At 62.5% G+C, this 26,157-nt stretch carries 26 protein-coding genes; 12 read left to right on the top strand and 14 right to left on the bottom strand.

The features are described from left to right. Positions 1–146: 146 nt before the first annotated feature. Positions 147–953 carry a thymidylate synthase gene (locus ACK8OE_RS02425; RefSeq protein ID WP_410271227.1) on the bottom strand — a complete coding sequence of 269 codons (807 nt, stop codon included), beginning with the start codon at positions 951–953 and terminating at the stop codon, positions 147–149. Positions 954–1,006: 53 nt separating this feature from the next. Here ACK8OE_RS02425 and ilvC point away from each other — a divergent pair, with 53 nt between their 5' ends. Next, complete coding sequence (gene ilvC, locus ACK8OE_RS02420) at positions 1,007–1,999, top strand: ketol-acid reductoisomerase (protein WP_410271226.1); 993 nt, start codon at positions 1,007–1,009, stop codon at positions 1,997–1,999. Between the two features lie 16 nt (positions 2,000–2,015). Here ilvC and ACK8OE_RS02415 read toward each other — a convergent pair whose 3' ends face one another. The 6 genes from ACK8OE_RS02415 to argB form a co-directional block, all read right to left on the bottom strand. Continuing rightward, complete coding sequence (locus tag ACK8OE_RS02415) at positions 2,016–3,464, bottom strand: nucleoside hydrolase-like domain-containing protein (RefSeq protein ID WP_410271225.1); 1,449 nt, start codon at positions 3,462–3,464, stop codon at positions 2,016–2,018. 62 nt (positions 3,465–3,526) lie between these two features. Then, entirely contained in the window at positions 3,527–4,387 is an 861-nt protein-coding gene (gene dapD, locus ACK8OE_RS02410; RefSeq protein WP_272741360.1) for a 2,3,4,5-tetrahydropyridine-2,6-dicarboxylate N-succinyltransferase, read from the bottom strand. A gap of 99 nt (positions 4,388–4,486) precedes the next feature. Next, positions 4,487–5,290 (bottom strand): DUF2145 domain-containing protein, encoded by an 804-nt coding sequence (locus tag ACK8OE_RS02405; protein WP_410271224.1) that lies wholly within the window; start codon positions 5,288–5,290, stop codon positions 4,487–4,489. A gap of 1 nt (position 5,291) precedes the next feature. Next, positions 5,292–5,633: a hypothetical protein gene (locus ACK8OE_RS02400; protein WP_126420883.1), complete on the bottom strand. Its 342-nt coding sequence runs from the start codon at positions 5,631–5,633 to the stop codon at positions 5,292–5,294. A gap of 89 nt (positions 5,634–5,722) precedes the next feature. Next, the gene (locus ACK8OE_RS02395) at positions 5,723–6,373 is read right to left on the bottom strand and encodes a pyrimidine 5'-nucleotidase (RefSeq protein WP_410271223.1); all 651 of its coding nucleotides are present in this window, start codon (positions 6,371–6,373) and stop codon (positions 5,723–5,725) included. A gap of 76 nt (positions 6,374–6,449) precedes the next feature. Further along, positions 6,450–7,391, bottom strand: coding sequence for an acetylglutamate kinase (gene argB / locus ACK8OE_RS02390; protein ID WP_272741356.1), 942 nt, complete (start codon positions 7,389–7,391; stop codon positions 6,450–6,452). Between the two features lie 297 nt (positions 7,392–7,688). Between argB and ACK8OE_RS02385 the strand changes: the two genes are divergently transcribed. Together ACK8OE_RS02385 and ACK8OE_RS02380 are read left to right on the top strand one after the other, a co-directional pair. After that, positions 7,689–8,105, top strand: coding sequence for a cupin domain-containing protein (locus ACK8OE_RS02385; RefSeq protein WP_410271222.1), 417 nt, complete (start codon positions 7,689–7,691; stop codon positions 8,103–8,105). A 116-nt stretch (positions 8,106–8,221) separates the two neighbouring features. Next, complete coding sequence (locus tag ACK8OE_RS02380) at positions 8,222–9,379, top strand: calcium:proton antiporter (protein ID WP_410271221.1); 1,158 nt, start codon at positions 8,222–8,224, stop codon at positions 9,377–9,379. A gap of 131 nt (positions 9,380–9,510) precedes the next feature. Here the strand turns inward: ACK8OE_RS02380 and rpmE are convergent, their stop codons facing one another. Then, the gene (rpmE, locus tag ACK8OE_RS02375; RefSeq protein WP_013479216.1) at positions 9,511–9,735 is read right to left on the bottom strand and encodes a 50S ribosomal protein L31; all 225 of its coding nucleotides are present in this window, start codon (positions 9,733–9,735) and stop codon (positions 9,511–9,513) included. A gap of 134 nt (positions 9,736–9,869) precedes the next feature. Between rpmE and ACK8OE_RS02370 the strand changes: the two genes are divergently transcribed. The 3 genes from ACK8OE_RS02370 (at position 9,870) to ACK8OE_RS02360 (ending at position 13,508) form a co-directional block, all read left to right on the top strand. Further along, positions 9,870–11,720, top strand: a complete 1,851-nt coding sequence (locus ACK8OE_RS02370; RefSeq protein WP_410271220.1) for an ABC transporter transmembrane domain-containing protein — start codon at positions 9,870–9,872, stop codon at positions 11,718–11,720. A 282-nt stretch (positions 11,721–12,002) separates the two neighbouring features. Then, positions 12,003–12,863 (top strand): SDR family NAD(P)-dependent oxidoreductase, encoded by an 861-nt coding sequence (locus ACK8OE_RS02365; RefSeq protein WP_410271219.1) that lies wholly within the window; start codon positions 12,003–12,005, stop codon positions 12,861–12,863. Next, positions 12,864–13,508 (top strand): TetR/AcrR family transcriptional regulator, encoded by a 645-nt coding sequence (locus ACK8OE_RS02360; protein WP_410271218.1) that lies wholly within the window; start codon positions 12,864–12,866, stop codon positions 13,506–13,508. 67 nt (positions 13,509–13,575) lie between these two features. On the opposite strand, the gene ACK8OE_RS02355 is transcribed toward ACK8OE_RS02360, so the two are convergent. Both ACK8OE_RS02355 and efp read right to left on the bottom strand, forming a co-directional pair. Continuing rightward, a complete protein-coding gene (locus ACK8OE_RS02355; protein WP_410271217.1) occupies positions 13,576–14,370 on the bottom strand; it encodes an inositol monophosphatase family protein in 795 nt (264 codons plus the stop codon). A 161-nt stretch (positions 14,371–14,531) separates the two neighbouring features. Further along, positions 14,532–15,098 carry an elongation factor P gene (efp, locus tag ACK8OE_RS02350; protein WP_126420867.1) on the bottom strand — a complete coding sequence of 189 codons (567 nt, stop codon included), beginning with the start codon at positions 15,096–15,098 and terminating at the stop codon, positions 14,532–14,534. 165 nt (positions 15,099–15,263) lie between these two features. On the opposite strand from efp, the gene ACK8OE_RS02345 reads away from it, so the two are divergent. Then, the gene (locus ACK8OE_RS02345) at positions 15,264–15,944 is read left to right on the top strand and encodes a hypothetical protein (RefSeq protein ID WP_410271216.1); all 681 of its coding nucleotides are present in this window, start codon (positions 15,264–15,266) and stop codon (positions 15,942–15,944) included. Positions 15,945–16,010: 66 nt separating this feature from the next. Continuing rightward, positions 16,011–17,174, top strand: coding sequence for a hypothetical protein (locus ACK8OE_RS02340; RefSeq protein ID WP_410271215.1), 1,164 nt, complete (start codon positions 16,011–16,013; stop codon positions 17,172–17,174). On the opposite strand, the gene thiE is transcribed toward ACK8OE_RS02340, so the two are convergent. From thiE to ACK8OE_RS02325, 3 genes are all read right to left on the bottom strand, one after another. Next, positions 17,149–17,766 carry a thiamine phosphate synthase gene (thiE, locus tag ACK8OE_RS02335; protein ID WP_410271214.1) on the bottom strand — a complete coding sequence of 206 codons (618 nt, stop codon included), beginning with the start codon at positions 17,764–17,766 and terminating at the stop codon, positions 17,149–17,151. The two genes, ACK8OE_RS02340 and thiE, sit on opposite strands and share 26 nt — an antisense overlap. A gap of 75 nt (positions 17,767–17,841) precedes the next feature. Then, a complete protein-coding gene (locus tag ACK8OE_RS02330) occupies positions 17,842–18,360 on the bottom strand; it encodes a DUF1465 family protein (protein ID WP_013479208.1) in 519 nt (172 codons plus the stop codon). A gap of 145 nt (positions 18,361–18,505) precedes the next feature. Then, a complete protein-coding gene (locus tag ACK8OE_RS02325) occupies positions 18,506–18,730 on the bottom strand; it encodes a DUF1192 domain-containing protein (protein ID WP_410271213.1) in 225 nt (74 codons plus the stop codon). A 137-nt stretch (positions 18,731–18,867) separates the two neighbouring features. Between ACK8OE_RS02325 and ACK8OE_RS02320 the strand changes: the two genes are divergently transcribed. Next, positions 18,868–19,839, top strand: a complete 972-nt coding sequence (locus ACK8OE_RS02320) for an NAD(P)H-quinone oxidoreductase (RefSeq protein WP_410271212.1) — start codon at positions 18,868–18,870, stop codon at positions 19,837–19,839. A gap of 4 nt (positions 19,840–19,843) precedes the next feature. On the opposite strand, the gene ACK8OE_RS02315 is transcribed toward ACK8OE_RS02320, so the two are convergent. Next, positions 19,844–20,527, bottom strand: a complete 684-nt coding sequence (locus tag ACK8OE_RS02315) for a hypothetical protein (RefSeq protein WP_410271211.1) — start codon at positions 20,525–20,527, stop codon at positions 19,844–19,846. Between the two features lie 192 nt (positions 20,528–20,719). Between ACK8OE_RS02315 and ACK8OE_RS02310 the strand changes: the two genes are divergently transcribed. The 3 genes from ACK8OE_RS02310 (at position 20,720) to ACK8OE_RS02300 (ending at position 26,096) form a co-directional block, all read left to right on the top strand. Beyond that, a complete protein-coding gene (locus ACK8OE_RS02310; protein ID WP_290794534.1) occupies positions 20,720–21,430 on the top strand; it encodes a DUF1013 domain-containing protein in 711 nt (236 codons plus the stop codon). A gap of 155 nt (positions 21,431–21,585) precedes the next feature. Then, positions 21,586–24,036, top strand: a complete 2,451-nt coding sequence (locus tag ACK8OE_RS02305) for an alkaline phosphatase PhoX (protein ID WP_410271210.1) — start codon at positions 21,586–21,588, stop codon at positions 24,034–24,036. A 122-nt stretch (positions 24,037–24,158) separates the two neighbouring features. After that, positions 24,159–26,096 (top strand): sialate O-acetylesterase, encoded by a 1,938-nt coding sequence (locus ACK8OE_RS02300; RefSeq protein WP_410271209.1) that lies wholly within the window; start codon positions 24,159–24,161, stop codon positions 26,094–26,096. Positions 26,097–26,157 lie beyond the last annotated feature (61 nt).

Below are 26,157 nucleotides of genomic sequence, written 5' to 3'. Positions count from 1 at the left end.
CCTCCTCCCCTGCGTAGCGGGGGAGGTGTCGAGCAAGCGAAGCGCGTCGAGACGGAGGGGGCAAAAACGAGAGGGTTATGCCCCTTCCGTCGCGGACCTTGCTACGCAAGCGCCGCGCCACCTCCCCCGCTACGCAGGAGAGGAGATTACACCGCCACCGGCGCCTTCAACGCCCCGTGCGATTGGTAACCGATCAGTTCGATATCGGCATAGTCGAAGCCGAACAGGTCCGTCTTGGGGGCCAGTTTTAGCGTCGGGAAGGGCATCGGATCGCGCGACAACTGGGTGTGCGCCTGCTCAAAGTGATTCAGATAGAGGTGCACGTCTCCGAAGCTGTGCACGAAATCACCCACCTCAAGACCCACGGCCTGCGCCACCATGTGCGTGAGGAGCGCGTAGGAGGCGATGTTGAACGGCACGCCCAGAAACACATCCGCGGAGCGCTGATAAAGCTGACACGACAGCTTGCCCTCCGCGACGAAGTACTGGAACAGGCAGTGGCACGGCGGCAGGGCCATGTCCTCGACTTCGGAAGGGTTCCACGCCGAAATGACGTGACGACGCGAATGGGGATTGGTTTTCAGGTTTTCGATCAGTTGGCGCATCTGATCGATCACCCGTCCGTCCGGGGCCGCCCATGAGCGCCACTGCTTGCCATAGACGGGGCCGAGGTCGCCGTTTTCGTCGGCCCATTCGTCCCAGATGCTGACGCCGTGATCCTTGAGGTATTTTATATTGGTATCGCCGCGCAGAAACCACAGAAGCTCGACCGCCACCGATTTGAAGTGCACCTTCTTGGTGGTGAGCAGCGGAAAGCCCTGCGACAGGTCGAAGCGTATCTGACGGCCGAACACGCCCCTGGTCCCCGTGCCTGTGCGGTCCATGCGCGTCACGCCATTGGCCATGATGTCACGCACCAGATCGAGATACTGATATTCAGGGTGTCGGGACATGGGACGCTGCTCTATAGGGAGGGGACGATTCTCATTCCGGAGTATAGCCCGTCATGACTCTGCCCGTCTATTATGATCGCGACTGCGAGCTGGCTGTGATCCGCGGCAAGCGCCTGCTGGTCATCGGCTATGGTTCGCAAGGTCGCACGCAGGCGCTCAATGCCCGCGATTCCGGCGTATCCGACATCCGCGTGGCGCTGAAACCCGGATCGGCCACCCGCGACAAGGCCGCCGCCGATGGGTTTGCGGTAGTGACGGTCGAAGAAGGCGTGCAATGGGCGGAAGCGATCGTCGTCCTGACCTCGGACGAAGCGCATCAGGCCCTGTTCCGCGATCAGGTGGGGCCGAACCTGCGGGCCGGTCAGGCGCTGATCTTTGCGCATGGGCTGTCGGTCAATTTCGGGCTGGTTACGCCGCCGGCCGATGTCGATGTGCTGCTGGTCTCGCCCAAGGGGATCGGGCCGCGCATCCGCGACATCTATGAGGCGGGTAAGGGGGTCTTCTGCCTGTTTGCCGTGCAGCAGGACGCGACCGGTGAGGCCAAGGCCATCGGCCTGTCCTTTGCGGCGGCGCTCGGTTGCGGGCGTAAGGGGATACTGGAGACCACCATGAAGGCCGAGTGCGAAAGCGACCTGTTCGGTGAGCAGGTGGTCCTGTGTGGCGGGACGCGCGAACTGGTCACCACGGCGTTTGAGACGCTGGTGGCGGCGGGCTATCCGCGCGAGGTGGCGTGGTTTGAAACCTGCTACGAGCTGAAGCTGGTGGTCGATTTGCTGTGGGAGCGCGGCATGTCCGGCGGCTTCGAGAAGATTTCCAACACCGCTGAATACGGGGCCTATCTGACCGGCCCGCGCATTATCGGTGAAGCCTCAAAAGCGGCTATGGACGCGGTGCTGAAGGACGTGCAGTCGGGCGATTTCGTCCGCGCCCTGATGGCGGATTATGACGCTGGCGCGGTCGATCTCAAACGCCGCCGCGCGGCACTGGCTGACAATGCGCTCGATCAGACCAAGCGCTATCTGGACGGAGTGGCGGACAAGGCGTAGCGCCCGTCATGTGCCCCTACCGCTTCACGTCGATGATCACCCGCTTGTAGCGCGTCAGGGCTGGGGTGCCTTTGTCCGTCACGGCCACGATGACGTGCAGGGTGCCGGTGCGGAAGACGCTGTTTTTCGGGAGGGTCAGGTTGATTTTCGGCTGATCGGCATTGGCGATGGTCACCATGCGGCCATTGCGCCCGTTTGAGGTCGTAAAGCCGCCGGCTTCACCATAGACAAACCACTCAAAGCTCAGCGCGTCCTTATCGGGGTCGGTGGAACCTTCGGCGCTGAGTGCCAGCGTGTCGCCCAGCCGCGCCGTTAAACGATCCGGATGCGACAGTTTTGGCACCGGCGGGTGATTGGCCTCGGCATAGGGCTTGATCGTCCAGTCCATGCGCGCGGCAAAGTCGTTCTGATAGGCCCGCCGCCAGCGCCAGATGGTGGCGTGATTGCCCGTGTGCCAGTTGCCATCGACCCCCAGCACCTCGTCCTCGGCATTGGTCCACAAAGGCCGCATTTCCGGGATCAGGTGCCAGCGTGCGGGCGGTGGGGTGTAGAACTCATAACGCCCACCCCAACTGCCCCAGTCGGGGTGTTCGGGCGCGCCCAGACCGTTATTGATCAGGTACAGGAAGCTGGGGGTATCGCCTTCCATCAGATGGATGGGTTTGGGGTATTCGGCCCCCAGCGGCCCCTTGCTCATGATGTGGGTTTGCAGCCACGGCACATCGACCAGACTGAAATCCGCGCCGACAAAACGCCCGTGGAAACGGTCTCCACTGATGCCCGACCAGGTGGCGTGGTGATAGGCGCCGCCGTCGTGCATACCGGGGCTTGCGATATAGAAAAGGTCCGGAAAGGTCTGACGCAGCCACGGGCCGGAATCGTCCTGATCGGAAATGGTATAGACGCGCAGCTTGGCCACAAACCGCTTCAGTTCGGCCTTGCTCCGCGTGGCGCGCACCTTATGCAGGGCCTGAGCCAGCGTATTGGGGCCGCCCCACACCAGCACCCACAGCGGACGCTCATCGCGGCGATCCACCGCCCGGATAAGGTACTCAGCCTCCGGCGAGGTCAGGCCGTCGCCTACGGCTGTCATGCCATAGGCTTGCGGGCCTTCGCTGACCACAGACAGGAGGTGTTCGGCGGACGGATAGCCCGGTTCGTGGCGGTTGAGGTTGGGCTGCACCTGCCCATAGGCGCGCACAATCTGGCGGATGCGCTCCGGGGCCGTGTGGTGGCGCATATGGATGGAGGTGGTCGCGACCAGCCCCTCGATATCCCACTGATTGGCATAGGTCAGGAACCGCACCAGAGACTCCGCGTCATCCGGTTCGTTCTCGATATCGGTCAGGACGAAGACGCGCGGCTTGTCGGCCGGGGCGGCTGTGGTGACCGGCTCTGCGGCCTGCGCCAGCGGGCTTGCCCACACCATCAGACACAGGGCCACAGCCCATCCGCGCAGTCTCATCCGTCTCATCCCTCTATTTTTGCCCGGCACTGTGGTGGGCCTTGGGAGGGGCGTCAACCGAATTAGTCGCGCAGGAGTTCGTTAATGCCGGTTTTGCTCCGCGTCTGGGCATCGACGCGCTTGACGATGACGGCGCAGTAGAGGTGCGGGGCGTTCGGGTTTTTGTCATTGGCCGACGGCATGGAACCGGCCACGACGACCGAATAGGGCGGCACTTCGCCGTAGAAGACTTCGCCGGTGGCGCGATCGACGATGCGCGTCGATTGGCCCAGATAGACGCCCATGCCCAGCACCGAGCCTTCGCGCACGATGACGCCTTCGACCACTTCGGAGCGCGCCCCGATGAAGCAGTTGTCTTCGATGATGGTCGGGTTGGCCTGAAGCGGCTCAAGCACGCCGCCGATACCGACGCCGCCCGACAGGTGCACGTGCTTGCCGATCTGGGCGCAGGAGCCGACCGTGGCCCAGGTATCGACCATAGTGCCTTCGCCGACATAGGCGCCGATGTTCACGAACGACGGCATCAGCACGACATTCTTGCCCACAAAGGCTCCGTGGCGGACGATAGCGCCCGGCACCGAGCGGAAACCGGCGTCCTGATAGTCTTCGGCCTTCCAGGTGGCGAACTTGTTGGGCACCTTGTCCCAGAAGGGACCGATAGGGGCCTGTTCAAACAGGCCGCGCCCCGTGTGCATCAGGTGGTTGCCATTGAGGCGGAAGGAGAGCAGCACGGCCTTTTTCAGCCACTGATGCGTGACCCATTCGCCGTCGATCTTTTCGGCGACGCGGAAGCGGCCGTTGTCGATCAGGCCCAGCGCCTTTTCCACCGCATCGCGCACCGGACCGGTGGTGGACGGCGACAGGGTGTCGCGGATTTCCCAGGCGGCTTCGATATCGTCGTGGAAGGCGGCGAGGTCGGACATGGCGGCTCTCATAAGGTCTGTCAAAGAAGGAATGACAGGGCCTTAAGACCTATGATCCTTCGGATCAAGGTTTCTTTTTCGCTCACGCTCAGGCGCTGTTTACTGAGCGCGTTTGATGACATAGGCCTCTGTGGCCAGTTCATGTTTGAGCATAAACGCCGACAGGCTCTCATAGGTGGCGGTACGGATCGCGCCGGGGTGGTCGTCGGTGCGCAGGCGCGCATCGGCCATCGGCCCCAGCGTGCGTTGCACGAAGCCGGCCTTGACAGTGGTCGGTTCAAACCAGCGCGTCAGATTGGCCTTGATCTGAGGGTAGGAGTCGGTCTCCCACGCCGCCGCCGCGACGACATCCAGCACAAATTCGACGCAGTTCTGGTACTTCGCATCCAGCGGATTGGACACCAGCGAATAGTCGCTGACGTGCAGGTGTGCATAGGCGGGCGTGCCGATCAGCGCCCGCAGCCGCCGCTGCATTTCCGGTGTCGGGATTATGACCCCGACATCGTCTTCGGCCGAGACGCTGGCGAAGTTCAGCGGAAAGTCCTGCTTCAGATAGGACTGGCTGACCGGCAGGGTCTTTCCGTCGCCGTGATAGAGATTATAGACCGCATAGCCCTGAAGGTGGCGTCCGTCGGCGGTGGTGATGTCGCTGTGGACCCAGAAGGCCCCATGCGTATAGGCGATGCCGGGCGGCAGCTTATCGTGCGGGCGGCTGGTGCGAAAGACGATGGCCACCCGCGCGCCCCTGGCCGCCAGATTTTGCTCGATCTGTTTGGCGAAGGCGGCGGCTTCCGGCGGGCTGAAATGCGGTTTGGCACTGGCGGCGCTGTCGCCGGATTCGTTGCCCGCCCACGCGCCGGTAGGCAGGAGCAGGGATACAGCCAGCAGCGCCGCCCGCCACACCTTACTGCGCCTTCTTTTGGGGCTTTTCGGCCTCGTTTGGAACCTTCGGCGCGTCCTGCGCCACCACGGTTTCGGGGCTGACCGTCAGCGGTTTATTGGCTTCGTCCCAGACGGCCTCGCCGGAGTCGCGGATCGCCGCACCGGTGCTTTCGGCCGAGGCCCCGACGGCGACGAAGGGCAGGGCGGCGCTGCCGGCCACCACCATCACGCCGGCGCCCGACAACTGGGCGGTGGCTTCGACCGAATTGGCCGCAGCCTTGGAGGTGTTTTCAAGACTGTCCTGCGCGGCGGCGGGCAGGGCAAGAGCAGACGCGAACAGGATAAGGGCAATCGGTTTGAACATGACCATGATCTCCGTGACACGCCTGTGAACGGCGTTCACTGAACATGGTTCAGAATTTCCAGCGCGTCAAGTTAATTTTTGAACGCCGTTCATTTCGTAAGGAAAACTTTCAGCGACGCCGCCCGGATGTGCACGAACGCATCGGCATTGGTTTCGGCGTGCGGGCCGACGAGGATGGTCGTCATGCCCAGTTCGTGCGCGGGTTTGAGGTTCTTCGGGCTGTCTTCGAAGAAGGCAGTTTCGGGGCCGGTCACCGCGTGCTTTTGCATCATGCGGTGAAAGGTAGCGAGGTTCGGCTTGGGGATCAGGTCGGCATGGCCGAGATGAAACACATCCTCGAACAGAGGGGTCATCTCCAGCTTGTCAAGAATGCGATAGGCGTGCTGTTCGTCGCCATTGGTGAAGACCAGCTTGCGGCCGGGCAGGGCGGTGATGGCGGCATTCAGGGTCGCATCGGGGACCAGACCGTCCAGCGACACGTCGTGCACCTCGTTCATAAAGGCATAGGGGTCGATGTCGTGATAGGCCATCAGCCCGGCCAGAGTCGTCCCGTGCTCATAGAGGTATTTTTTCTGAAGCGTGCGCGCCTCTTCGCGCGGCAGGCCCGTTTGTCGCATGACGAAATCGGTCATGCGCCCTTCGACCAGAGCCATGACCTCGGCTTCGGGCGGATAGAGGGTGTTGTCGAGGTCAAACAGCCAGGTGGAAACGTGCGGAAGGTTTTGAACATGCGGGCTCATACCGCCTGTTTCGGCGTTTTCGTTCGCCGTTTCAAGCCCCTTCTCCTCCCCATGCCTGCGGCACAGGGAGGAGGGGTTACGCATCCCGCGTGATTAGTGTGCCCGCGCCGTGCTCGGTAAACAGCTCGACCAGCATGGCGTGCGGGCGGCGGCCATCGAGGATAACCACGGCCTCCACGCCGGCGTCGATGGCGGCAATGGCGGTTTCGAGCTTCGGGATCATGCCGCCGACCGCAACGCCGGTTTCGATCAGGTCCTTGGCTTCCGACACCGTCATCTGACGGATCAGACGCTTTTCACCGTCCAGCACTCCGGCAATATCGGTCAGCAGCAACATGCGCTTGGCGTTCATCTTACCTGCCACGGCCCCGGCCACGGTGTCGGCATTGATGTTATAGGTCGCGCCGTCTTCGGCTACGCCGATGGGGGCGATGACCGGCACATAGTCGTGTTCCAGATCACCGATCAGGGTGCGCAGCAGCTTGTCGTCCACGCGCTTGGGCTCACCCACAAAACCCAGATCGACCACCTGTTCGATCATCGAATCCGGGTCTTTTTTCAGGCGCGTCGCCTTTTCGACGGTGATCAGGCTGGCGTCCTTGCCCGACAGGCCGACACCGCGCACATCGGCTTCCTGTCCGGCGCGCGTGATCCATGAGGCGATTTCCTTGTTCACCGCACCCGACAGCACCATTTCCGCGATTTCCATGGTCGCTTCGTCGGTGACGCGCAGGCCGTCGATAAAGGTTGATTTGACGCCCGCCCGACCCAGCATGGCCGAAATCTGCGGCCCGCCGCCGTGCACGACGATCGGATGGATGCCCAGAAGTTTCAGTAGCACGATGTCCGAGGCGAAGATGCGCGCCGTTTCTTCCTGCCCCATGGCGTGACCGCCGTACTTCACCACGACGATTTCGCGGTCGTAGATCTGGATAAAGGGCAGGGCTTCGGCCAGGGTTTTGGCGGTGGCCCAGCCGTTTTCTTCGATGGTTTCGGTCGTGGCGGTCTGAATGATCATTTCAGGAAGACTTACCCCGGTTACACCTGACGGCGTATCAGCAAAAGGTGACAGTACGATGAGCGCGCGCATTACAGGATATGCGACGGCGTGTCATTAGCGTTTTATGCCTGATGCGCCGCAAAATTCAGGCTAGATCATTATGATTTCTGGTAGAAACATAATGATCTAGCTTTTATTTAGCCCCTCGCCGGGCTGTGGCTTCGCCACCTTGGCCGCCGCCTCAATGGCGGCTTGAGCGGAATGATTCCATTTGAAATCATTCCGCTAAGCTAAGGGCTGCAAAGGAGACGCGCCATGACCGACGCTCAGGCTATCATTGCTGAATTGAGGATGCAGGCGCATCCGGAAGGCGGGCACTATGTCGAAACCTTCCGCGATAACCCTTCGGGCGGGCGCGGCGCCTCGTCGTGCATCTATTACCTGCTTAAGGCGGGGGAGCGTTCGCACTGGCATCGCATAGATGCCGTCGAGGTCTGGCACTACTATGCCGGTGCGCCGCTGAAACTCCGCCTGCATCACGAAGGGCGGGGATGGGAGGTGGTGTTGGGGCCGGATGTGCTGAGCGGGCAGAGGCCGCAGGGCGTGGTGCCGGTCGGCAGCTGGCAAAGCGCAGAGAGCCTGGGGGACTGGACTCTGGTCGGATGCACGGTCGCGCCGGGGTTCGACTTTGCCGGATTTGAAATGGCCCCGCCGGGCTGGGAACCGGGATAAACCGCACAAATCGCTTCCGTCCGGGTTTGAAACGGTGACCGAGCACCCTATGTCAGAACAAAGGCCTGTCGATCCGTCCGGGCCATCCCCTCGCTACACAGGAGCTACGCGACCGAATGCCAGGAACCCAACCCGAAAGCCATAACGATACGTCTGCCCCTTTGTCGGCAGAGTCTTCCAAGCCGCATACCCCCGTGCACGCGGTTCTGCCCTTATGGACGCTGGTCGTACCGTTTCTGGGCATGGGGGCCTATCTGGCGCATCTTTCCTATCTGGGGCTGGCGGGCGTGATCGGAGCGGCGGTCATCATGATGGGTTGCGTTCTGGCGGCTGTGCACCATGCCGAAGTCGTGGCGCACCGCGTAGGTGAGCCTTTCGGCACGCTGGTTCTGGCCATTGCCGTGACGATTATCGAGGTGTCGCTGATCGTGTCGCTGATGCTGTCGGGGTCAGGCGATACGGCGACTCTGGCCCGCGACACGGTGTTTGCGGCGATCATGATCATCATGAACGGTATTGTCGGCATCTGTCTGCTGGTTGGCGGGGTGCGCCATCACGAGCAGCGCTTTGTGCTCAAAGGCGTCAGTTCGGCCCTGTGTGTGCTGGCGGCCATGGCGTCCCTGTCGCTGGTCCTGCCGAACTTCACCTCCTCTGTGCCGGGGCCGTTCTTTTCGCCGTCGCAACTGATCTTCGTCGCCGTGGTGTCGCTGATCCTCTACGGCGCCTTTGTGCTGGTGCAGACGGTGCGCCATCGCGACTACTTCCTGCCGTCAGGCGAAGGCGACCTGAAACCCGACGTCCATGCCGAGCCGCCGACGCTCAAAGAGACCCTGATCGCCTTTGGCGTGCTGATCGTGGCGTTGGCCGGGGTGGTGCTGCTGGCCAAGAGCCTGTCGCCGCATATCGAAAAGGCGGTGGTGGGCGCCGGCCTGCCGCTGGCGGTGGTAGGGGTGCTGATCGCCGCCCTTGTGCTCGCTCCCGAAAGCCTGTCGGCCATCAAGGCGGCGCGCCGCAATCGCCTTCAGACCAGCCTCAACCTCGCTTTGGGCTCGGCTCTGGCGACCATCGGCCTGACCATTCCGGCGGTCGCGGTCTTAAGCGTCGTCATGGGCTGGCCTCTGTCGCTGGGGCTCGATACCAAGTCGATGGTCCTGCTGTTGCTGTCGTTCGTGGTGTCGATCTTTTCACTCGGCACCGGCCGCACGACCGTGTTGCAGGGCGTGACGCATCTGGTGATCTTCGCCACCTATCTGTTCGTGACCGTGGTGCCATAAAGGCAACCTCCCCGTAGGCTGCGCTACGGGGAGAGGGCAACAAAAAACCGGCCCAGTTGCCTGAGCCGGTTTTGAAACTTTCAACGAAGTCTCGGGGCTTACTTCTTAAGCCCGTGAGCGTCAGCTCACAGTTACTTCTTAAGGAAACCACCGAACTTGTTGTTGAAGCGCGACACGCGGCCAGCGCGGTCAAGCAGGGTGTTCTGACCACCGGTCCACGCCGGGTGCGTGCGGGGGTCGATGTCGAGGTTCAGGACAGCGCCTTCCTTGCCGTAGGTCGAGCGGGTCTGATAGGACGAACCGTCGGTCAGGGTAACCGTGATCCAGTGATAGTCGGGGTGACCGTCTTTTTTCATCTCTATTAAGTCCTTAAAAACGTCCGGCCAGCAGGGATGCGGACGCGAAGAAAGGGTGAAGCTGTTACAGCGAAGCGCGGCTCATAGCGTAAGCGGCGTTGCGGCGCAAGCCATAACGCATTAAACGCGGGTTTATGACCGCACAGACACCCCCGCACAGCGACGCCGACGCTCTCAATGACCGCCCCGGATCGGGGGCTGAACTGGTAGGGCAGATCACCTCTGCCGCGGCTGGGCGCGAAAAAACGCGCAACCTTAAACCCTTATTGCGCCTGTGGCCCTATATTGCACGGCTGAAGGTCGATGCGGTCTTTGCCATCTTCTTTCTGTTGTTGTCGTCAGGGGCCACCCTGTCGCTGACGGCCGCTTCGCGCTACCTGATCGATAATGGCTTTGGCTCTCAGGACGGGTCGCAACTGAACCTGTGGTTCGGGGTGATGGCCGGGGTGGCGCTGGTGCTGGCTCTGGCGACCGCCTTGCGCTACTTCTACATCACCAAGCTGGGCGAGCGGGTGGTGGCCAATCTGCGCAAGGATGTATTCAACCACATTCTGGGCCTCGATCCCGGTTTCTTCCTGAAAATTCGCACGGGTGAGGTGATTTCGCGCCTGACTACCGATCTTCAGATCGTCGATACGCTGGTTTCGACCTCGATCTCCATGGCGCTGCGCAACGGCATTTCGTTCGTCGGCGGCCTGATCCTGCTGATGTTCGTCAGCCCCAAACTGACCCTGTTCGTCCTGTGTATCTTCCCGGTGGTGCTGGTGCCGCTGTTCACCTTCGGCAAGCGGGTAGGGCAGTTGACGCGCCAGACGCAGGACAGCTTTGCTGCCGCCGTCGGCACGGCGGGTGAAACGCTGGACGCGCTGGAAACCGTGCAGGCCTTTGTGCGCGAAGACTATGCGCGCGGCCGCTTTGGCGAGGGTGTGGAAACGGCGTTTCGTCAGTCGCTGAAGCGCATGGGGGCGCGGGCTTTGATGACGGCGCTGGTCATTTCGCTGGTCTTTGGCGGCATTGCCTTTGTGCTGTGGCTGGGCTCGCGCGCCGTTCTGGCCGGAGAGATGTCGGAAGGCACGCTGATCCAGTTCGTCATGCTGTCGGTGCTGGTCGCCGGGTCGGTCGGCTCTCTGTCGGAAACCTGGGGCGATGTGCAAAAGGCCGCCGGCGCCATGAGCCGCATCGACGAGTTGCTGACGGCACAGCCGACTATCGTCGCCCCCGCCCATCCTCTGCCGTTACCGGAACCGGCGCGCGGGGCGGTGGTGTTTGATCAGGTCGATTTTGCCTATCCGGCACGCCCGGAACAGCCGGTGCTGAGCGGTTTTTCGCTCAGCGTGCAGCCCGGTGAGACGGTGGCGCTGGTCGGACCGTCGGGGGCCGGAAAATCGACCGTGTTCAAGCTGCTGCTGCGCTATTATGAACCCACGACCGGGGCGATTGCGCTCGATGGCGTTGATATCGCCAAAGCTGACCCCAAGGCGGTGCGCCGCCGCCTGTCTCTGGTGGCGCAGGACGCCGCCCTGTTCTCGACCTCGCCCGCCGAGAATATCCGTTTTGGCCGCGAAGACGCCACGCCCGAAGAGATACAGACGGCGGCGATGAAGGCGCAGGCGCAGGCCTTTATCGAGGCTCTGCCGCAGGGCTTTGACACGCCTCTGGGTGAGCGCGCCAAGTCGCTCTCCGGCGGGCAGAAGCAACGCCTGTCGATTGCCCGGGCGCTGGTGCGTCAGGCCCCGGTGCTGCTGCTCGATGAGGCGACCTCGGCGCTGGATGCCGAGAATGAGCGGCTGGTGCAGGATGCGCTGAACGAGGCGATGAGCGAACGCACGACGCTGGTCATCGCCCACCGGCTGGCCACGGTGCTCAAAGCCGACCGCATCGTGGTGATGGACGAAGGCCGCGTGGTCGAGCAGGGGTCGCATGAGGAACTGGTGGCGCAGGGCGGGTTGTACGCCCGTCTGGCGGAGTTGCAATTCGGTGCCTGAGACTCCTCGCGCGCAACACAGCGGTCGGCATCAATAAATATTACGGTTGTGTGCAAAAAGGTATCATAAGGCCGCAAATCGCGTGATCGGGGATAAAATCTACCCATGCGAGAAAAATTTTCCCTTTTGAAGTCATGTATTTAACGGACTGAATACGTATTCACGTCTTCATATCATTGATATACTGTACGTACAGTTTTATATGGCGGCAACCCGGAACCTCCCCCGTCCGGATGAGTTTGGCCGTCCTCACCCGCACCGGCCGCCTTGGGATCGTGTACCGTGTCAGATGATTTGTTGGACTCCGGAGAGGTTTCCGAAGCGTCGGAAAGCCACCGGGTATGGTTTATCGCAGGGGCCTCGCATGGCCTTGGGCGTGAACTGGTGCGTGCCGCGCTCGAACGCGGCGATTTCGTGGTGGCTACGGGCCGCCGCCCGGAAACCTTTGCCACCGGTTTTGAAGACTATGCCCATGCGCTGGTGGCGCTGGCCATGGATTCGGATGATGCCCACGAAGTGCGTGTGGCGGTCGATACGGCCATCCGCTGCTTTGGCCATATTGATATTCTGGTCAACAATGCCTGCGCCAGCCTGATCGGCGCGGTGGAGGAGGCGAGCGACCTCGAAGTCCGCCGCCTGTTTGAAACCAATCTGTTCGGTGTGCTCAATGTGATGCGCGAAGTGCTGCCACACATGCGCGAACGCCGCCGTGGCCATGTGGTGACGCTGGCGTCCGGTCACCCGGAGCAGGCGGCGGGCTTTGGCCTGACCCACGCGGTGCGCGGGGCGGTGATCGGCCTGTCCGAGTCACTGACGCAGGAACTGAAACCGCTTGGCATTCAGGTGACCACCGTGGACCCCGGTATGCTGGGCGGCCCCGAAGCGCGCATCATCGCGCGTCAGGTGATCGCTGACTACGACACCCGGCTTGGGCCTGCGCGTTTGTGGCAGGAAGAACTGGACGAGATGGTCATGGCCGGTCGTGCGCAAGCCGTGTTGCGCGCCATGGACCTGCCCGAAGCGCCCGGTCATCTGGTGCTGGGGGCGCGCGCCTATGAACGGGCGCTGCGTCGCCTGAGCGCCCTTCAGGCCGAACTGTCGGCCTGGCGTAATCTGAGTTTGTATCAATCTGAGGCCGCGTAAATGACTATCGACCCTATATCGCCTCCCGCCAAGCGCCCGCGCGGACGTCCGCGCTCGGAAAGCGCGCGCGAACAGATCCTTCAGGCAACGCTCGACCTGCTGGAGGCTGGGAATCTGCGCGACATCACCGCCGAAGCCATTGCGCGCAAGGCCGGGGTCTCCAAGGCGACCCTCTATAAGTGGTGGCCGAACAAGCTGCATATCGCCTTCGATGCCTTTATGGCGCGTATGAGCGATGAGATCGTCGTCCCGGACACAGGCTCATCGGAGCGCGACTTTCTGATGGCGATGCGCGACGCCATGGCCTTCTATTCGTCGGCGGCCGGGCGCACGCTGGCGCAACTGATCGCCGAAGGGCAGGGGGATGAAACCTTCAATCAGGCCCTGCTGGAAAGCTTCCTCAACCAGCGCCGCGAAGCCGTGGCCACCATCTGGCGGCGGGGCGTCGAGCGCGGCGACCTGCGCAGCGACATCGACATGCAGATGGGTCTCGATCTGATCTATGGCCCGCTGATGTTCCGCTTTCTGGCCGGGCGCTTCCACATGATGAACGCCGAAGAAGCGGATAAGCTTATAGGGATGGTCTTTCGCGGCATTGCGCCGGTGACGCAGCCCGTCAGTGCCGCTGAATTGATCGAGGCCTGATCCCGCTTCAAACAAAAAGCCGCGCAGAGACGTCTCTGCGCGGCTTTTTGTTTGAAGGACTGACGGCTCACTTCGCCAGTTGCAGCTTTTCCAGCAGTTGCGGGTAGAGGTCGTGATTGGCGGCCAGCATTTCGCCGGTGATCAGCGGCGACTGATCGCCATCCAGCGAGCCGATCTTGCCGCCGGCTTCGGTGATCAGCAGGGTCCCGGCGGCCATGTCCCACGGCTTAAGCCCGCGTTCCCAATAGCCATCCACCTGACCTGCGGCCACCATGGCGAGGTCGAGCGAGCAGGCCCCCAGACGACGGATACCTGCTGTGCGCTGCATGATCTGATGCAGTTCTTTCAGGGCTTGCGCGTGGCCGGTCTTGCCGACAAACGGCAGGCCCGTGGCGATCAGGCTGTCTTCCATCACCTTGCGCGCCGAGACGCGCAGGCGGCGGTCATTGTGATAGGCGCCCTTGCCCTTTTCGGCCCAGTAGAGGTCGTTGGTGATAGGGTTATAGGTTACGCCCGCGACGATGTCGCCATCGCGTTCCAGCGCCACGGTGCAGGCGAACACCGGAATGCCGTGCATGAAGTTGGTGGTGCCGTCGATGGGATCGACGATCCAGCGGTGCGTCTTGTCCGTACCTTCACGCAGGCCCTGTTCCTCCCCCAGAAAGCCGTAGCCGGGGCGCAGACGGGTCAGCTCCTCGAACAGGGCGGCTTCGACACGCTTGTCAGCGGCGGTGACGAAGTCACCGGGGCCTTTGCGCGACACCTGAAGCTCGCTGATTTCGCCGAAGTCGCGGGACACGCCCTTGCACGCCTTGCGGATGGCGGCGACCATGGCCTGAATGAGGGCGGATTGGATTACCACGGCTTATTCCTTTAAGTTTGGCGGACGTGAGATTGCCGCCCTAACTAAAAAGCCACTCCAGGGCGAAGATCCGCTCAGGAGAACGGAGGAATGGCCCTGAAGTGACAATACTCAAGTCACGAAAAACGTACCGGCACCTACACCGGGACTTTTTCGTGAGATCAATCGGCGCGGCGCATATATTCGCCGGTTTCGGTCGAAACGACGATGCGCTCACCCGTGCCCATGAACGGCGGGATCATGACGCGCATACCGTTGGAGGCCTTGGCGGGCTTGTAGGAAGACGAGGCGGTCTGACCCTTGATGGTCGGCTCGGTTTCGATGACTTCGAGCACCACCGTGTCGGGCAGGCTCATGCCGATCGGCTTGCCTTCGTGGGATTCGATAACAACGATCATGCCGTCGTGCAGGAAACGGACCTGATCTTCGCCGACCCAGTCCTTCGACAGCGAAATCTGCTCGTAGTTTTCCTGATCCATGAACACCAGCATGTCGCCATCTTCGTAGAGGTACGAGTGATCGCGTTGCTCCAGCACGGCGCGCTCAACCGTATCGTCGGAACGGAAGCGCTCGTTCAGCTTGGTGCCGGTGACGAGGTTCTTCATTTCGACCTGGGCAAAGGCGCCGCCCTTGCCGGGCTTCACGTGCTCGGTCTTCACGACGGCCCACAGACCGTTCTGATATTCGAGGATCATGCCCGGTTTGATGGTATTGGCGTTGATTTTCATGGATTCGACTTGTCAAGGAGCGAGCGCACAGGCCCAGAAGAGTTTGCGCGCGTTACTACACGCTTACCCCAGACGAGGCAAGGGGGCCGCGAAGCCGCAGCGGGAATCGACTTTTTATACGAGCCAGCGCATGGTAACGCCGATTGAGATAGAGAGGAGTGCGACATGCTTAAGCCGACGGGTATAGCCCTCATGGCCCTTCTGACCCTGACAGCCTGTGGCAAGACTGAAAAGCAGGGCGAGGCCGGTGAGGGTTATGGCGCTCAGTCTGAGGCCGTCGCCGACAAGGGGGTGCAGGCCCTGTCGTGCGAAACGCCGGTGGCCAAATCGGCCACGGCGGCACAATTGCTCAAGGCCTTTGCCGGTCAGTCGCGCGAAGAAACCGTGCCTGGGCCGGAAGGCACGACCGAAAGCGCCGTCGTCCTCTATCCCGACGATCCGGCGCGCAAGGTGGTGGTCACCTTCTGGGACGAAGCCAAGACGCAGGTGGCGGATGTGCGCATCGGTCGCGGCGCGGTGCAGTGGTACGGCCCCGGCAATATCCGCATCGGCTCTGCGCTGAAAGCGGTTGAGGCGGCCAATGGCAAGGGGTTCGATCTCTATGGTTTTGACTGGGACTACGGCGGCTATGCGGCGGACTTCAAGGGCGGCACGCTCGGCCTGATGTCGGGCGACTGCGTGCTGAGCCTGCGCTTCGCCCCGCCGGAAAGCCACACCGGTCAGTTGACCAGCGATATTGTCGGCGACACGCAGGTGGCGTCCTCCAACCCCAATATGCAGGCGCTGCAACCGGTCATCGTTGAAATGTCGGTCGGCTGGCCGTCACCATCGGCGGCGGTGGAGTAAAACGCGCGTTGCGCTCTGGTTGACTATAGGCAGGACCCTTTGTATCCCCTTACTCAGGGGTAGGGCATGTCAGTCGAGAAAATCTTTCGTCGCACGAAATACGACCGGCAGGAGATCATCTTGCTGCTGCTTGGCAGTGGGGTTTTTTTTCTGCTGGGGCTGATCGTTTCTACAGACGACCGCCTTTCACTGCGCCTGCTTACATGCGGTATGTTCCTGAGCGGCGCGCTGGTCTCAGGGGTCGCCTACATCAGCAGCTACTTTGCCTATCTGAAACTGGATGCTGAGGCGGTCGAATGGCGAGCCGCCTTCAATGTTCACAGTTTGCGACGGCAGGAGGTGCTGGGTTGGGGCCTTAAGACCTCTAAGTACGGAACCCATATAGAGGTCCGGACCCTGGACGGCGACTTATGGCGTATAAAGGTGTCCTTATTTGGCGGCGCGCAAACCGCTCTTGCGGACTGGCTGAACGGACTGCCCGATCTGGAGGCCACGGACGAGACGTTCAAGAACAGGGCACTGCTCACCAACCCTGCCTTTGGTCCGGCTGAGGTTCGCGAAGCGCGGATCTATAACCATAAAGCGTTTCTTGGCGTCCTCTCAGGCTTCTCCGGCATGGTGGCCTTCTGGACGCTGATCAGCGGCTATCCGCCCGTTCGGGTGATTGCCGTGCTTATTCCGTTGCTGGTATGTGGGCTGCCAGCCCTGTCGGGTGGGCGCTGGTCGTTTTTCGGCCAACCTCGCCGTACCTTGCCCGTCTGGCATATAGCGGTCTGGCCCGTGGTGACGACAGCACTGGTCGCTTATTTCCGGTTTGAGCCCGTCGATGAGGTTGCGATCTTGGGGGGCGCTCTGGTCGCGGCGTTCGGCTTGCTGATCGTGCAGAAAATAGGGGATCGTCGCGTCATAAGTTGGCTGATCCTGCCCGTAAATCTGATCTACGCCTTCAGTGCCCTCACCCTGGCCAACGGCGCCTATGAGACGGCGCCCCCGCAGTCTTTTGAAACTGAGGTGCTAAGCAAGACGTCCGGACGCTATGGGGCCAAGTTTGTGCGCGTGGAGCCTTGGGGGCCTGTAACGCAGGTCCGCAAGTTGCCTATTGGAACGCAGACCTATCGCAAGACCGAACCGGGGGACACCCTGTGCCTGACGCTCTATACCGGTGCGCTGGGCTGGCGGTACTATGACTGGAGGCGGTGTGGCCCTAAAGCGCCGCCAGCAGCGCCCTGACGCCGGCCGCCGGGCCGTCCGGATGGGTCCAGACGGCGCCGGATACGGCGATAAAGTCGGCTCCGGCGGCGGAGACTTGGGCCGCATTTGCTGCGGTGATGCCGCCGATAGCGACGCAGGGCACTTCCATCGTCTCCTGCCAGATGGTCAGGGTGTCGAGTTCGGCCATATGTTCGACCGTTTTGGTGGCGGTGGGATAGAAGGCCCCGAAAGCGACGTAGTCGGCCCCGGCCTCGGCGGCCTCCATGGCCAGATGACGGCTGTTGTGGCAGGTGACGCCAATCATGGCGTCGGTCCCCAGCCGCTTGCGCGCCTCCTTATAGGGCGTGTCGGACTGCCCCACATGCACGCCGTCAAGACGCAGTTCCTTCGCCAGATCGACATGGTCGTTCATCAGCACCGCCGTGCCGTGCCGGTGGGCGATTGGCGTGATCAGCCGCGTCAGGGCACGGATTTCATCCAGTGACACGTCTTTGAGGCGGATTTGCAGGGCCGGGACCGGGCCAGCCGACAGAGCGTCGTCCACAGCGCGCGCAAAGGCGGCGTGGTCGGCAATGCTGGGTGGCGTGATTAGGTAGAGTTGCGAGGTCATCGCCTCGTCCTGCCCCAAAAGCGGGCCGGGGGCAAGTTTTTCATCCCGCCCGCTTCGCTACAGGGGAGGAGGATATCAGAGATTACCGAACGTGTTGCGCAGCAGGGCCATCTGATCCAGCACCGGATTGGTCTGCGGCTTGTCCGCCTCGGCTTCGACGAACATGCGGCGATCGAGGTGCGAGATGCGGTCATACAGGCGGTTGGAACGGTCCAGCAGTTCCAAAAGCCCCTGCGGCAGCACCTTGAGCTGGTCGCCATATTCGCTCTGGGCGGCGGCCGACAGGCGATACTTTTCGTCGCAGGCGTCGGTGGCTTCCATATCGCCTTCGCGCACGGCGCGCTGCACCAGCAGCCACGAGGCGATCTGCATCAGGCGCGTCGTCAGGCGCATGGACTCACCGGCATAGAGCAGGGCGTCTTCGCGGCTCAGGATGCGCGAGTCGCGGCGGCCATCGCCGTCCAGATAGGAGGCCGTTTCTTCCACCAGACCCATACCTTCGCGGAAGGTCCGGTCGAACAGGTCCGAACGGGCAAAATCACGCACGAGGTCCGCACGCTGGGACAGGGAAACTACGGCACCGGTATCGGACATGGCTGGCCTTCGGAAAATCTCAAAACACACAATACGTAAGGGGCGCAAACGGCACCCCTAAGGTCACTGATCGTCCTGCAACGGGCGTGCCACCCGAAGCGACAGGACGGGGCGCGCACCTGCCACGCCGAACCCTAACAAAGCCCTAACTCCCCTTGAAGGAGAACAGGGCTTCCGCCGCGCTGCGACCACTCTGCTTGGAGTCGAGCATGGTCCGGGTACGCACGATTTCGGCCTCAAGCGCGCCGATGCGCTCCTTGAGGTCGATGACCGAATAACCGCTCAGATCCTCACGGATCAAGGCATTCAGCGGCCCGCCCGGCCCGGTGCCTGAGCGAAAAGCGGGGGCAAACGCTTCCTCGTCCGACATGCGGCGTCTCCTCTGGGGTTATATCACGGGTTGGAAACCTTTGCAGCCAGCGCGCGAACCGTTGCGCTGGCCGTAAATGTCTCTACATGTCCTATAAAACCCCCACGGGGCGAAGAAAGCAAGCGGCACGGTTGATCATGAAAGCTATTCTCATCCGCGAAGGCGGCCACTCTGCCGATGATCTGTATGTGGGCGATGTGCCGCGTCCCGAAGTGGGGCGGGGACATGTGTTAATTCGGGTCAGCCACGCCGGCGTAAATCGTCCCGACATCTTGCAAAGGCAGGGCAGCTACCCGCCGCCGCCCGGTGCGTCGCCGGTTATGGGCCTTGAGGTCGCCGGAACGGTCGAAACCGTCAACAGCGACGAAAATCTGTGGAAAGCGGGCGACCGGGTGTGCAGCCTGGTCAATGGCGGCGGCTATGCCGAATTCGTCAGCGTCGATGCCCGCCACCTCCTGCCCGTGCCGCGCGGTCTGAGCGACGCCGAAGCGGCGGGCCTGCCCGAAGTGTGCCTGACCGTCTATGCCAATCTGATGGAGCACGGCGCTTTGCAGGCCGGTGAGACCGTGCTGGTCCACGGGGCCAATTCCGGTATCGGTTCGATGACGGTGATGATGGCAAAAGGGTTTGGTGCGCGCGTCATCGCCACCGTGCGCGGGGCGGAGCGGGCGGCGTGGGTAAAGGCACTGGGGGCCGATAACGTGATCGACACAAGCGACAGTGATTTTGTCACCCCGGTCAAAGACCTTGGCGGGGCCGATGTGGTGCTCGACATCATGGGGGGCGACTACACGCCCAAAAACATCCTGTGCCTCAAGCATAGGGGGCGCATCGTGCAGGTTGGTATGATCCGTGGCAACGCCACCGAAATCGAGTTGCCGCGCCTGATGCAGAAACAGGGCGTACTCACCGGCTCGATGCTCAGGCCGCGTAGCGCCGACGAAAAGGCCCGCCTTAGCGCGGCGGTGGCCGAACGGGTGTGGCCGCTGATCGAAGGCGGGGCCATCCGCCCGGTGCTGGCCAGGGTGTTCGACGCCGCCGACGCCGGAGCGGCGCAGGCCTATCTCGATAGCGGCCAGCACACGGGCAAGGTAGTGCTGAGGTGGTAGCCCCTCACTTCCGCCACGGCGGCGGCGCCGTGGCCGGTTTCCAGCAGGGCTCCAGCGTCTGAGCCAGTGTGTTAGCCCATGCAGCGGGCGTGCCTTCGTGTAGTGCGCCGTAATAGGTCGCTTCCTGCAAATATTCGTTGAAAGCGACCGTGATCTTGTCCGCGTGCAGTGCGATGCGGATTTCGTCACCCTTGACGGGGGCAACGGTGGTTTTGCGTACCCACTCCAGACCTGAAGCTTTCGCCAGCACCTTAATCGCATTGGGACAGGCCTTTAGGTCCGTCTCTTCCCACATCAATCCGGCCTGATCCAGTACCGGGCGCAGGTCCGCAGACCCCTCGGCGTTTTGCATCACCTTGTGGACAAAACGGCTACCGCTCTTACGCGGTCGTTCGCCCGGTTCGACGGGGACCTTAACCCGCCGAGCCTGAAACCGTACTTCACAACCTTCCTCTGTTCCGTGATCGCAGTTCCGGCGGATCGCAATGGCATAGTAGGGCCAGTCATAGTCATCACCATGATAGGCAATATGGATCAGATCAAACTGTGGATCGTCGAAATAGGTTGAGGGGTCGAAGGCCACCCGGCGCACCTGATCACGCATCGCATAGATGGGCGGTTGTGGCGGTGCCTGTTCGACAGGCGCGGCGGCCAGAAGCCACAGGGCGAGGGAAGCGGCGACGGTCATCTCTTTTCCCCTGATCTGGCGGTATTATGTGCAATCTATGGTGAGCGGCAGTTTCTGTCGAGGCCAAAAACCACTACCCGCTTTGTCGCTGATAATCCTATTCCCTTCGATGAAAAATCGGTCTATAGCGATGACAAGAATCCCCTCACGCCCGGTCGCAAAGGCCGGGCGTAGCTATTTGTGAGACTGAATATGGCCGATATCCTGATGCCGAAAGCGACCGCCGTGTGGCTGGTCGATAATACCAGCCTCTCGTTCGAGCAGATCGCCGATTTCTGCGGCCTGCACCTGCTCGAAGTGAAAGGCATTGCCGACGGCGAAGTGGCGCGCGACATCCGCGGGGCCGACCCGATCGCCAATGGTCAGTTGACCCGCGAAGAACTGGACAAGGCGGAAAAGACCCCGTCCTACCGTATGCAGGCGCAAAAGAGCCGCCACGCCGAACTGCTCAAGCCGCAAAAGAAGGCCCCGCGCTACACGCCCGTGTCGCGCCGTCAGGACCGCCCGGACGCCATCTACTGGTTCGTCAAGAACCATCCGGAAGTCACCGACGCGCAGATTTCCAAGCTGCTCGGCACCACCAAGACCACGATTGAGCAGGTGCGCAACCGTACCCACTGGAACGCCGCCAACCTGAAACCCGTTGACCCGGTGACGCTGGGCCTCGTCTCGCAGATCGAGCTGGACGCCGCCGTCAGGAAGGCTGCCGAAGTGAAGCGCAAGCAGGCCGAAAAGCTGGGTATCCCGCTGGACGATCCGTCGCTGCAACCGGCGGCCCCGGTCGTGGTGCCGTTCGACGACGAAGAAGAGACCTTCTCGCGCAAGGCCGACCTGACGGTCGAAGACGTCTTCGGCTCGGCCCCGTCCAAGCCCGTCCACGACGAGGAAGATGACGAATACTGAGTCCGAATAACAGAAAACAGAAAGGGGCGCAGGGCCAAAGCCCTGCGTCCCTTTCTGTTTTCGGCTTGTCATAAAACCACTACCAAGTCTTCAAACCGCCGTCACACAACCGTCGGAAGAAGGGCCACCGAAGATAATTCAGAGGGGCTCCCCGCATGTCCGATTCCAAGCTGACCGGCCGTCACAGCGACGGTGATCTTGAGTTCAACACCTCGGCTAATCCGTCGCTGAGCGACGTGATCGCTGAGCGCCAGTCGCGCCGTCAACTGCTGGGCGGCATGGTGGCCGTGGCCGGTCTGTTTGGCCTGAGCGCCTGCGGCGGCAGCGACGACAACAAATCGGCGGCCGTCATCAATGCCGGTCAGGTCGGGGCTTCGACCTCGGGCCGCGTCGTCACGCTCAACGGCAGCGCCACCCAGGCGGCGAGCCTGAGCTGGACGCAGGTCGCCGGTCCGTCGGTCACCCTGAGCAACGCCAATACGCCCAACCCGACCTTTATCGCGCCTTCGGTCGCCGGGACCACCAATCTGGAATTCCGTCTGACCGCCGTCGATGGTCAGGGCCGCAGCACCTATCAGGACACGCTGGTCACCATCAACCCGGCGCAGCTCGGCTTCACCGCCGTAGCCAAGAACAAGAACGACATCGTGACCGTGCCGGAAGGCTATTCGGTCAGCGTGCTGTACCGCATGGGCGACCCGATCCTGTCGGGTGTGGCGGCCTTTGCCAATAACGGCACCGACACCAACTTTGCCGGTCGCGCGGGCGACCACCACGACGGTATGGCCTTCTTCGGTCTGGCCGCTACGGGCACGGCGCGCGATGCCAACAGCTCGACGCGCGGCCTCCTGGTTATGAACCACGAGAATATTTCCGAGCAATATCTGCATATTAATGGCCCGACATTGGTTTCTGGCGCGCGTCCGGAAGCCGAGGCGTTGAAGGAAATCGAAGCCCACGGCGTCAGCGTCGTCGAAGTCATGCAGTCGGGCGGCGCCTGGACCTATGTGCAGGGTGGGGCGCTCAACCGCCGCATCACGCCGAATACGCCGATGACACTGAGCGGCCCGGCGCGCGGCGATGCGCAACTCAAGACCGTCTTTTCACCCGAAGGCACCATGGCGCGCGGCACGATCAACAACTGCGCCAACGGCGTCAATGCCTGGGGCACCTACCTGACCTGCGAAGAAAACTGGGCCGGCTATTTCCGCCGCGCGTCGGGCGACAACGCCAACCGCAGCGCCAAATCTGTGGTGGCGCTGAACCGCTACGGCCTGTCGCAAGGGGCCGCCGGGGCCAATAACTGGGCCACGGTGACGGCTGCCAACGCGGCCGATCAGTGGAAGTTTTCCAAGTGGAACACCACGGTCGATACGACCAAGGCCGCGGACGGCACGGGTGATTACCGCAATGAAGCCAACCAGTACGGCTGGGTGGTCGAAATCGACCCCTATGACGCCAATTCGGTGCCGCGCAAGCGCACGGCGCTGGGCCGCATGGGTCACGAAGGCGCGTGGCCGGCCAATTTTGTGGCGGGCCGCAAGCCGGTCTTCTACATGGGCGACGATTCGCGCGGCGAATATTTCTATAAGTTCGTGTCGGCCACGCCGTGGTCGGCGGCGGACGCCAACGCCACGGATCGTCTGGCCATCGGTGACAAGTATCTCGATAATGGCACACTTTATGTGGCGCGCTTTGACGCCACGGGTCAGGGCGTGTGGCTGCCGCTCGTCTTCGGTACGGGCGTGCTGACTGCGGCCAATACCACCTATGCCTTCGCCAATCAGGCGGACGTGCTGATCAACACCCGTCTGGCGGCTGATGTTCTCGGCGCGACCAAGATGGACCGTCCGGAATGGGCGGCGGTTAACCCGGCCAATGGCGAGGTCTATCTAACCCTGACCAACAACAACGCCTCGAACCGCCCGCTGACCGGCACCAATGCTGCCAACCCGCGTCACTATAATGACCCAAGGGGGACGACCAATAACTTCGGCAACCCGAACGGCCACATCATCCGTCTGCGCGAAGCGGGCGACAATGCCGAAGCCACCAGCTTCCAGTGGGACATCTACGCCTTCGGGGCCGGGGCCGATCTGGATGCGACCCATATCAATATCTCCGGTCTTGACGCCACCAACGACTTCTCGAGCCCCGACGGTCTGTGGTTCTCACGCAGCAGCAATGCCGGTGGTCTGGTCAATCCGCTGCTGTGGATACAGACGGACGACGGGGCCTATACCGACGTCACCAACTGCATGATGCTGGCGGCCATGCCGGGGCGTGTCGGCGACGGCGGTGCGCGCACCATCACCAATACGGGCACGGGCGGCGCGACGGCCACGCAAGCCACTTTTGTGGGTAAGGCCCCGGGGATGCAACTGCGCCGCTTCCTCGTCGGGCCCAAGGAGTGCGAAATCACCGGCATCGATTCGACGCCGGATGGTCGTACCCTGTTCGTCAATATCCAGCATCCGGGCGAAGGCGGTACGCCGACGACCCCGTCCTCTAACTGGCCCTATAGCCAGTCGGGCACCACGGCGGGTCGTCCGCGTTCGGCCACCATCGTCATCACCAAGACGGACGGCGGCGTGATCGCGCTGTAAAGTCATATTATACGACTAAAGTAGGCCGGATGCCGCAGGGTGTCCGGCCTTTTTGCGTTTGACCGGCGGGGGCGGGCGGGGTTAGCGTTAGCGCTAACAATAACACACAGGGAGTTATTACCATGCGACGACACTGGCTTGCCGGCCTTATCGCGCTCAGCCTGCCTATGGCGGCTCAGGCACAGGACAAACCCATTTTGGCTGACGTGTTCCGTGACCATGCCGTGCTTCAGCGCGACCGGCCCGTCCCCGTCTGGGGCGAGGCCAAGCCGGGCGAGACGGTGACGCTGAGCTTCGGCTCTGCCCGCGTGACGGCGCTGACCGACGCGACCGGGCATTGGCGCGCCGAACTGCCCCCCCTGTCAGCGGGCGGCCCCTATGTGCTGACCGCCTCGGCCGGCGCGGTGAAGCAGACCGTGTCCGATGTGCTGGTCGGGGATGTCTATCTCTGTTCCGGTCAGTCGAACATGGAATGGAACCTGAAGGACACGATCGGCGCGGCGGAGCATATCGCCACCTCGCAGAACCCGACCATCCGCATGATGACGGTGCAGAAGACGCAGGCCTTCACGCCGCAATCGCACTTTCTCGCCCCGACCGAATGGCAGACGGCGTCCCCCGCCACCACGCCCAACTGGTCAGCCGTGTGCTATAATTTCGCCCGTGATCTGCAAACCCACGTCAATGTGCCCATCGGCCTGATCAATGCCTCATGGGGCGGGTCGAAGATTCAGCCGTGGATGAGCCGCGCCGCCCTGCAAAAGATCGGCGGTTATCAGGCCGATCTCGATGTGCTCGACACCTATGCCGCCGATCGCAGTCAGGCGGCGCAGGTCTATGGCCAGACCTATATCCGTTGGTGGCAGGCCGCAGGCGGGCCGGGGACACCCTGGGCGGTGACGCCGCAGGCCCTGACCGGCTGGGTCGCCGTCCCCGATGTCAGCCGCAATTTCGAGGACTGGGGCGTCAAGGCCTTAAGCGATTACAACGGGCCGCTGTGGTACGCGCTTACGGTCAAACTGACGGCTGAAGAGGCGAAACAGGGGGCGACGCTCAGCCTGGGGGCTATCGACGATATCGACCTGACCTTTGTGAATGGCGTCGCCGTCGGATATACCTCGGCCCCGGCCGATGCGCGCCATTACAAGCTGGCCCCTGGAGCCCTGAAGGCTGGCGACAACGTCATCGTCGTGCAGGCCGTTGATCTGTGGGCCAAGGGCGGCATGTTCGGCGACGCCGTGCGCGAGCTGCGGCTGGCCAACGGCACGGCCAAGCCCTTGCAGACCGGCTGGCGCTATTGGCAGCCGCCGCAAAACGTGCGCTTCCCGCCGACCGCGCCGTGGGACCCGACCGGCGGTTTGATCACCCTGCATCAGGCGATGATTGCCCCCATCGGGCCTTACGCCCTGACCGGAGCGCTGTGGTATCAGGGCGAGTCCAATACCGGCGAAGCGGCTAAGTACGAGGCGCTGATGGCCGGGCTGATGGCCGACTGGCGGCAGCAGTTCGGGCCGGACACAGCCTTCCTGCTGGTGCAACTGGCCAATTTCGGGACCATCCCCACGGCGCCCGTCGAGTCCGGCTGGTCAGGGGTGCGTGAGGCGCAACGCCGCGCCGCACTGAATGACAAGCGCGCCGCCTATGCCGTTACCATTGACATCGGCAATCCGCTCGATATCCACCCGCGTGACAAGCTGACCGTGGGCAAGCGCCTGTCGCGTGCGGCGCAAAGCCTGATCTATAAGGCCTCACTGTCGCCCTCCGGTGGCGTGCCGATCGAAGCCACCCGCGCCAACGGGCAGGTAAGCGTGCGCTTCGCTCACCTCGACGGTGCGTTGAAAACCGGCGATGGACAGGCGGCTGTGCGCTTTGAACTGTGTGGCGAGGGCGTCGGAAGCTGTCAGTACGCCGAGGCTCGCCTGGCCGGGGATGCGCTGGTGCTGAGCGGACCTTCGGTGGCTTCGGCCACCCGCGTGCGCTACTGCTGGGGGGACTCGCCGGTGTGCAATCTCACCGACGCCACCCTGCCAGTCAGCCCGTTCGAAATAGCGGTCAAGTAGCGAAGAGGCCTCCGGCGGGCAGGGGCCCAGAGCGCATTCTGAAAAGTGTGTAACGGTTTTC

The organism is Asticcacaulis sp. W401b, from assembly GCF_046503825.1.
GTDB lineage: Bacteria > Pseudomonadota > Alphaproteobacteria > Caulobacterales > Caulobacteraceae > Asticcacaulis.
This window is presented reverse-complemented; position numbering and strand designations above follow the sequence as displayed.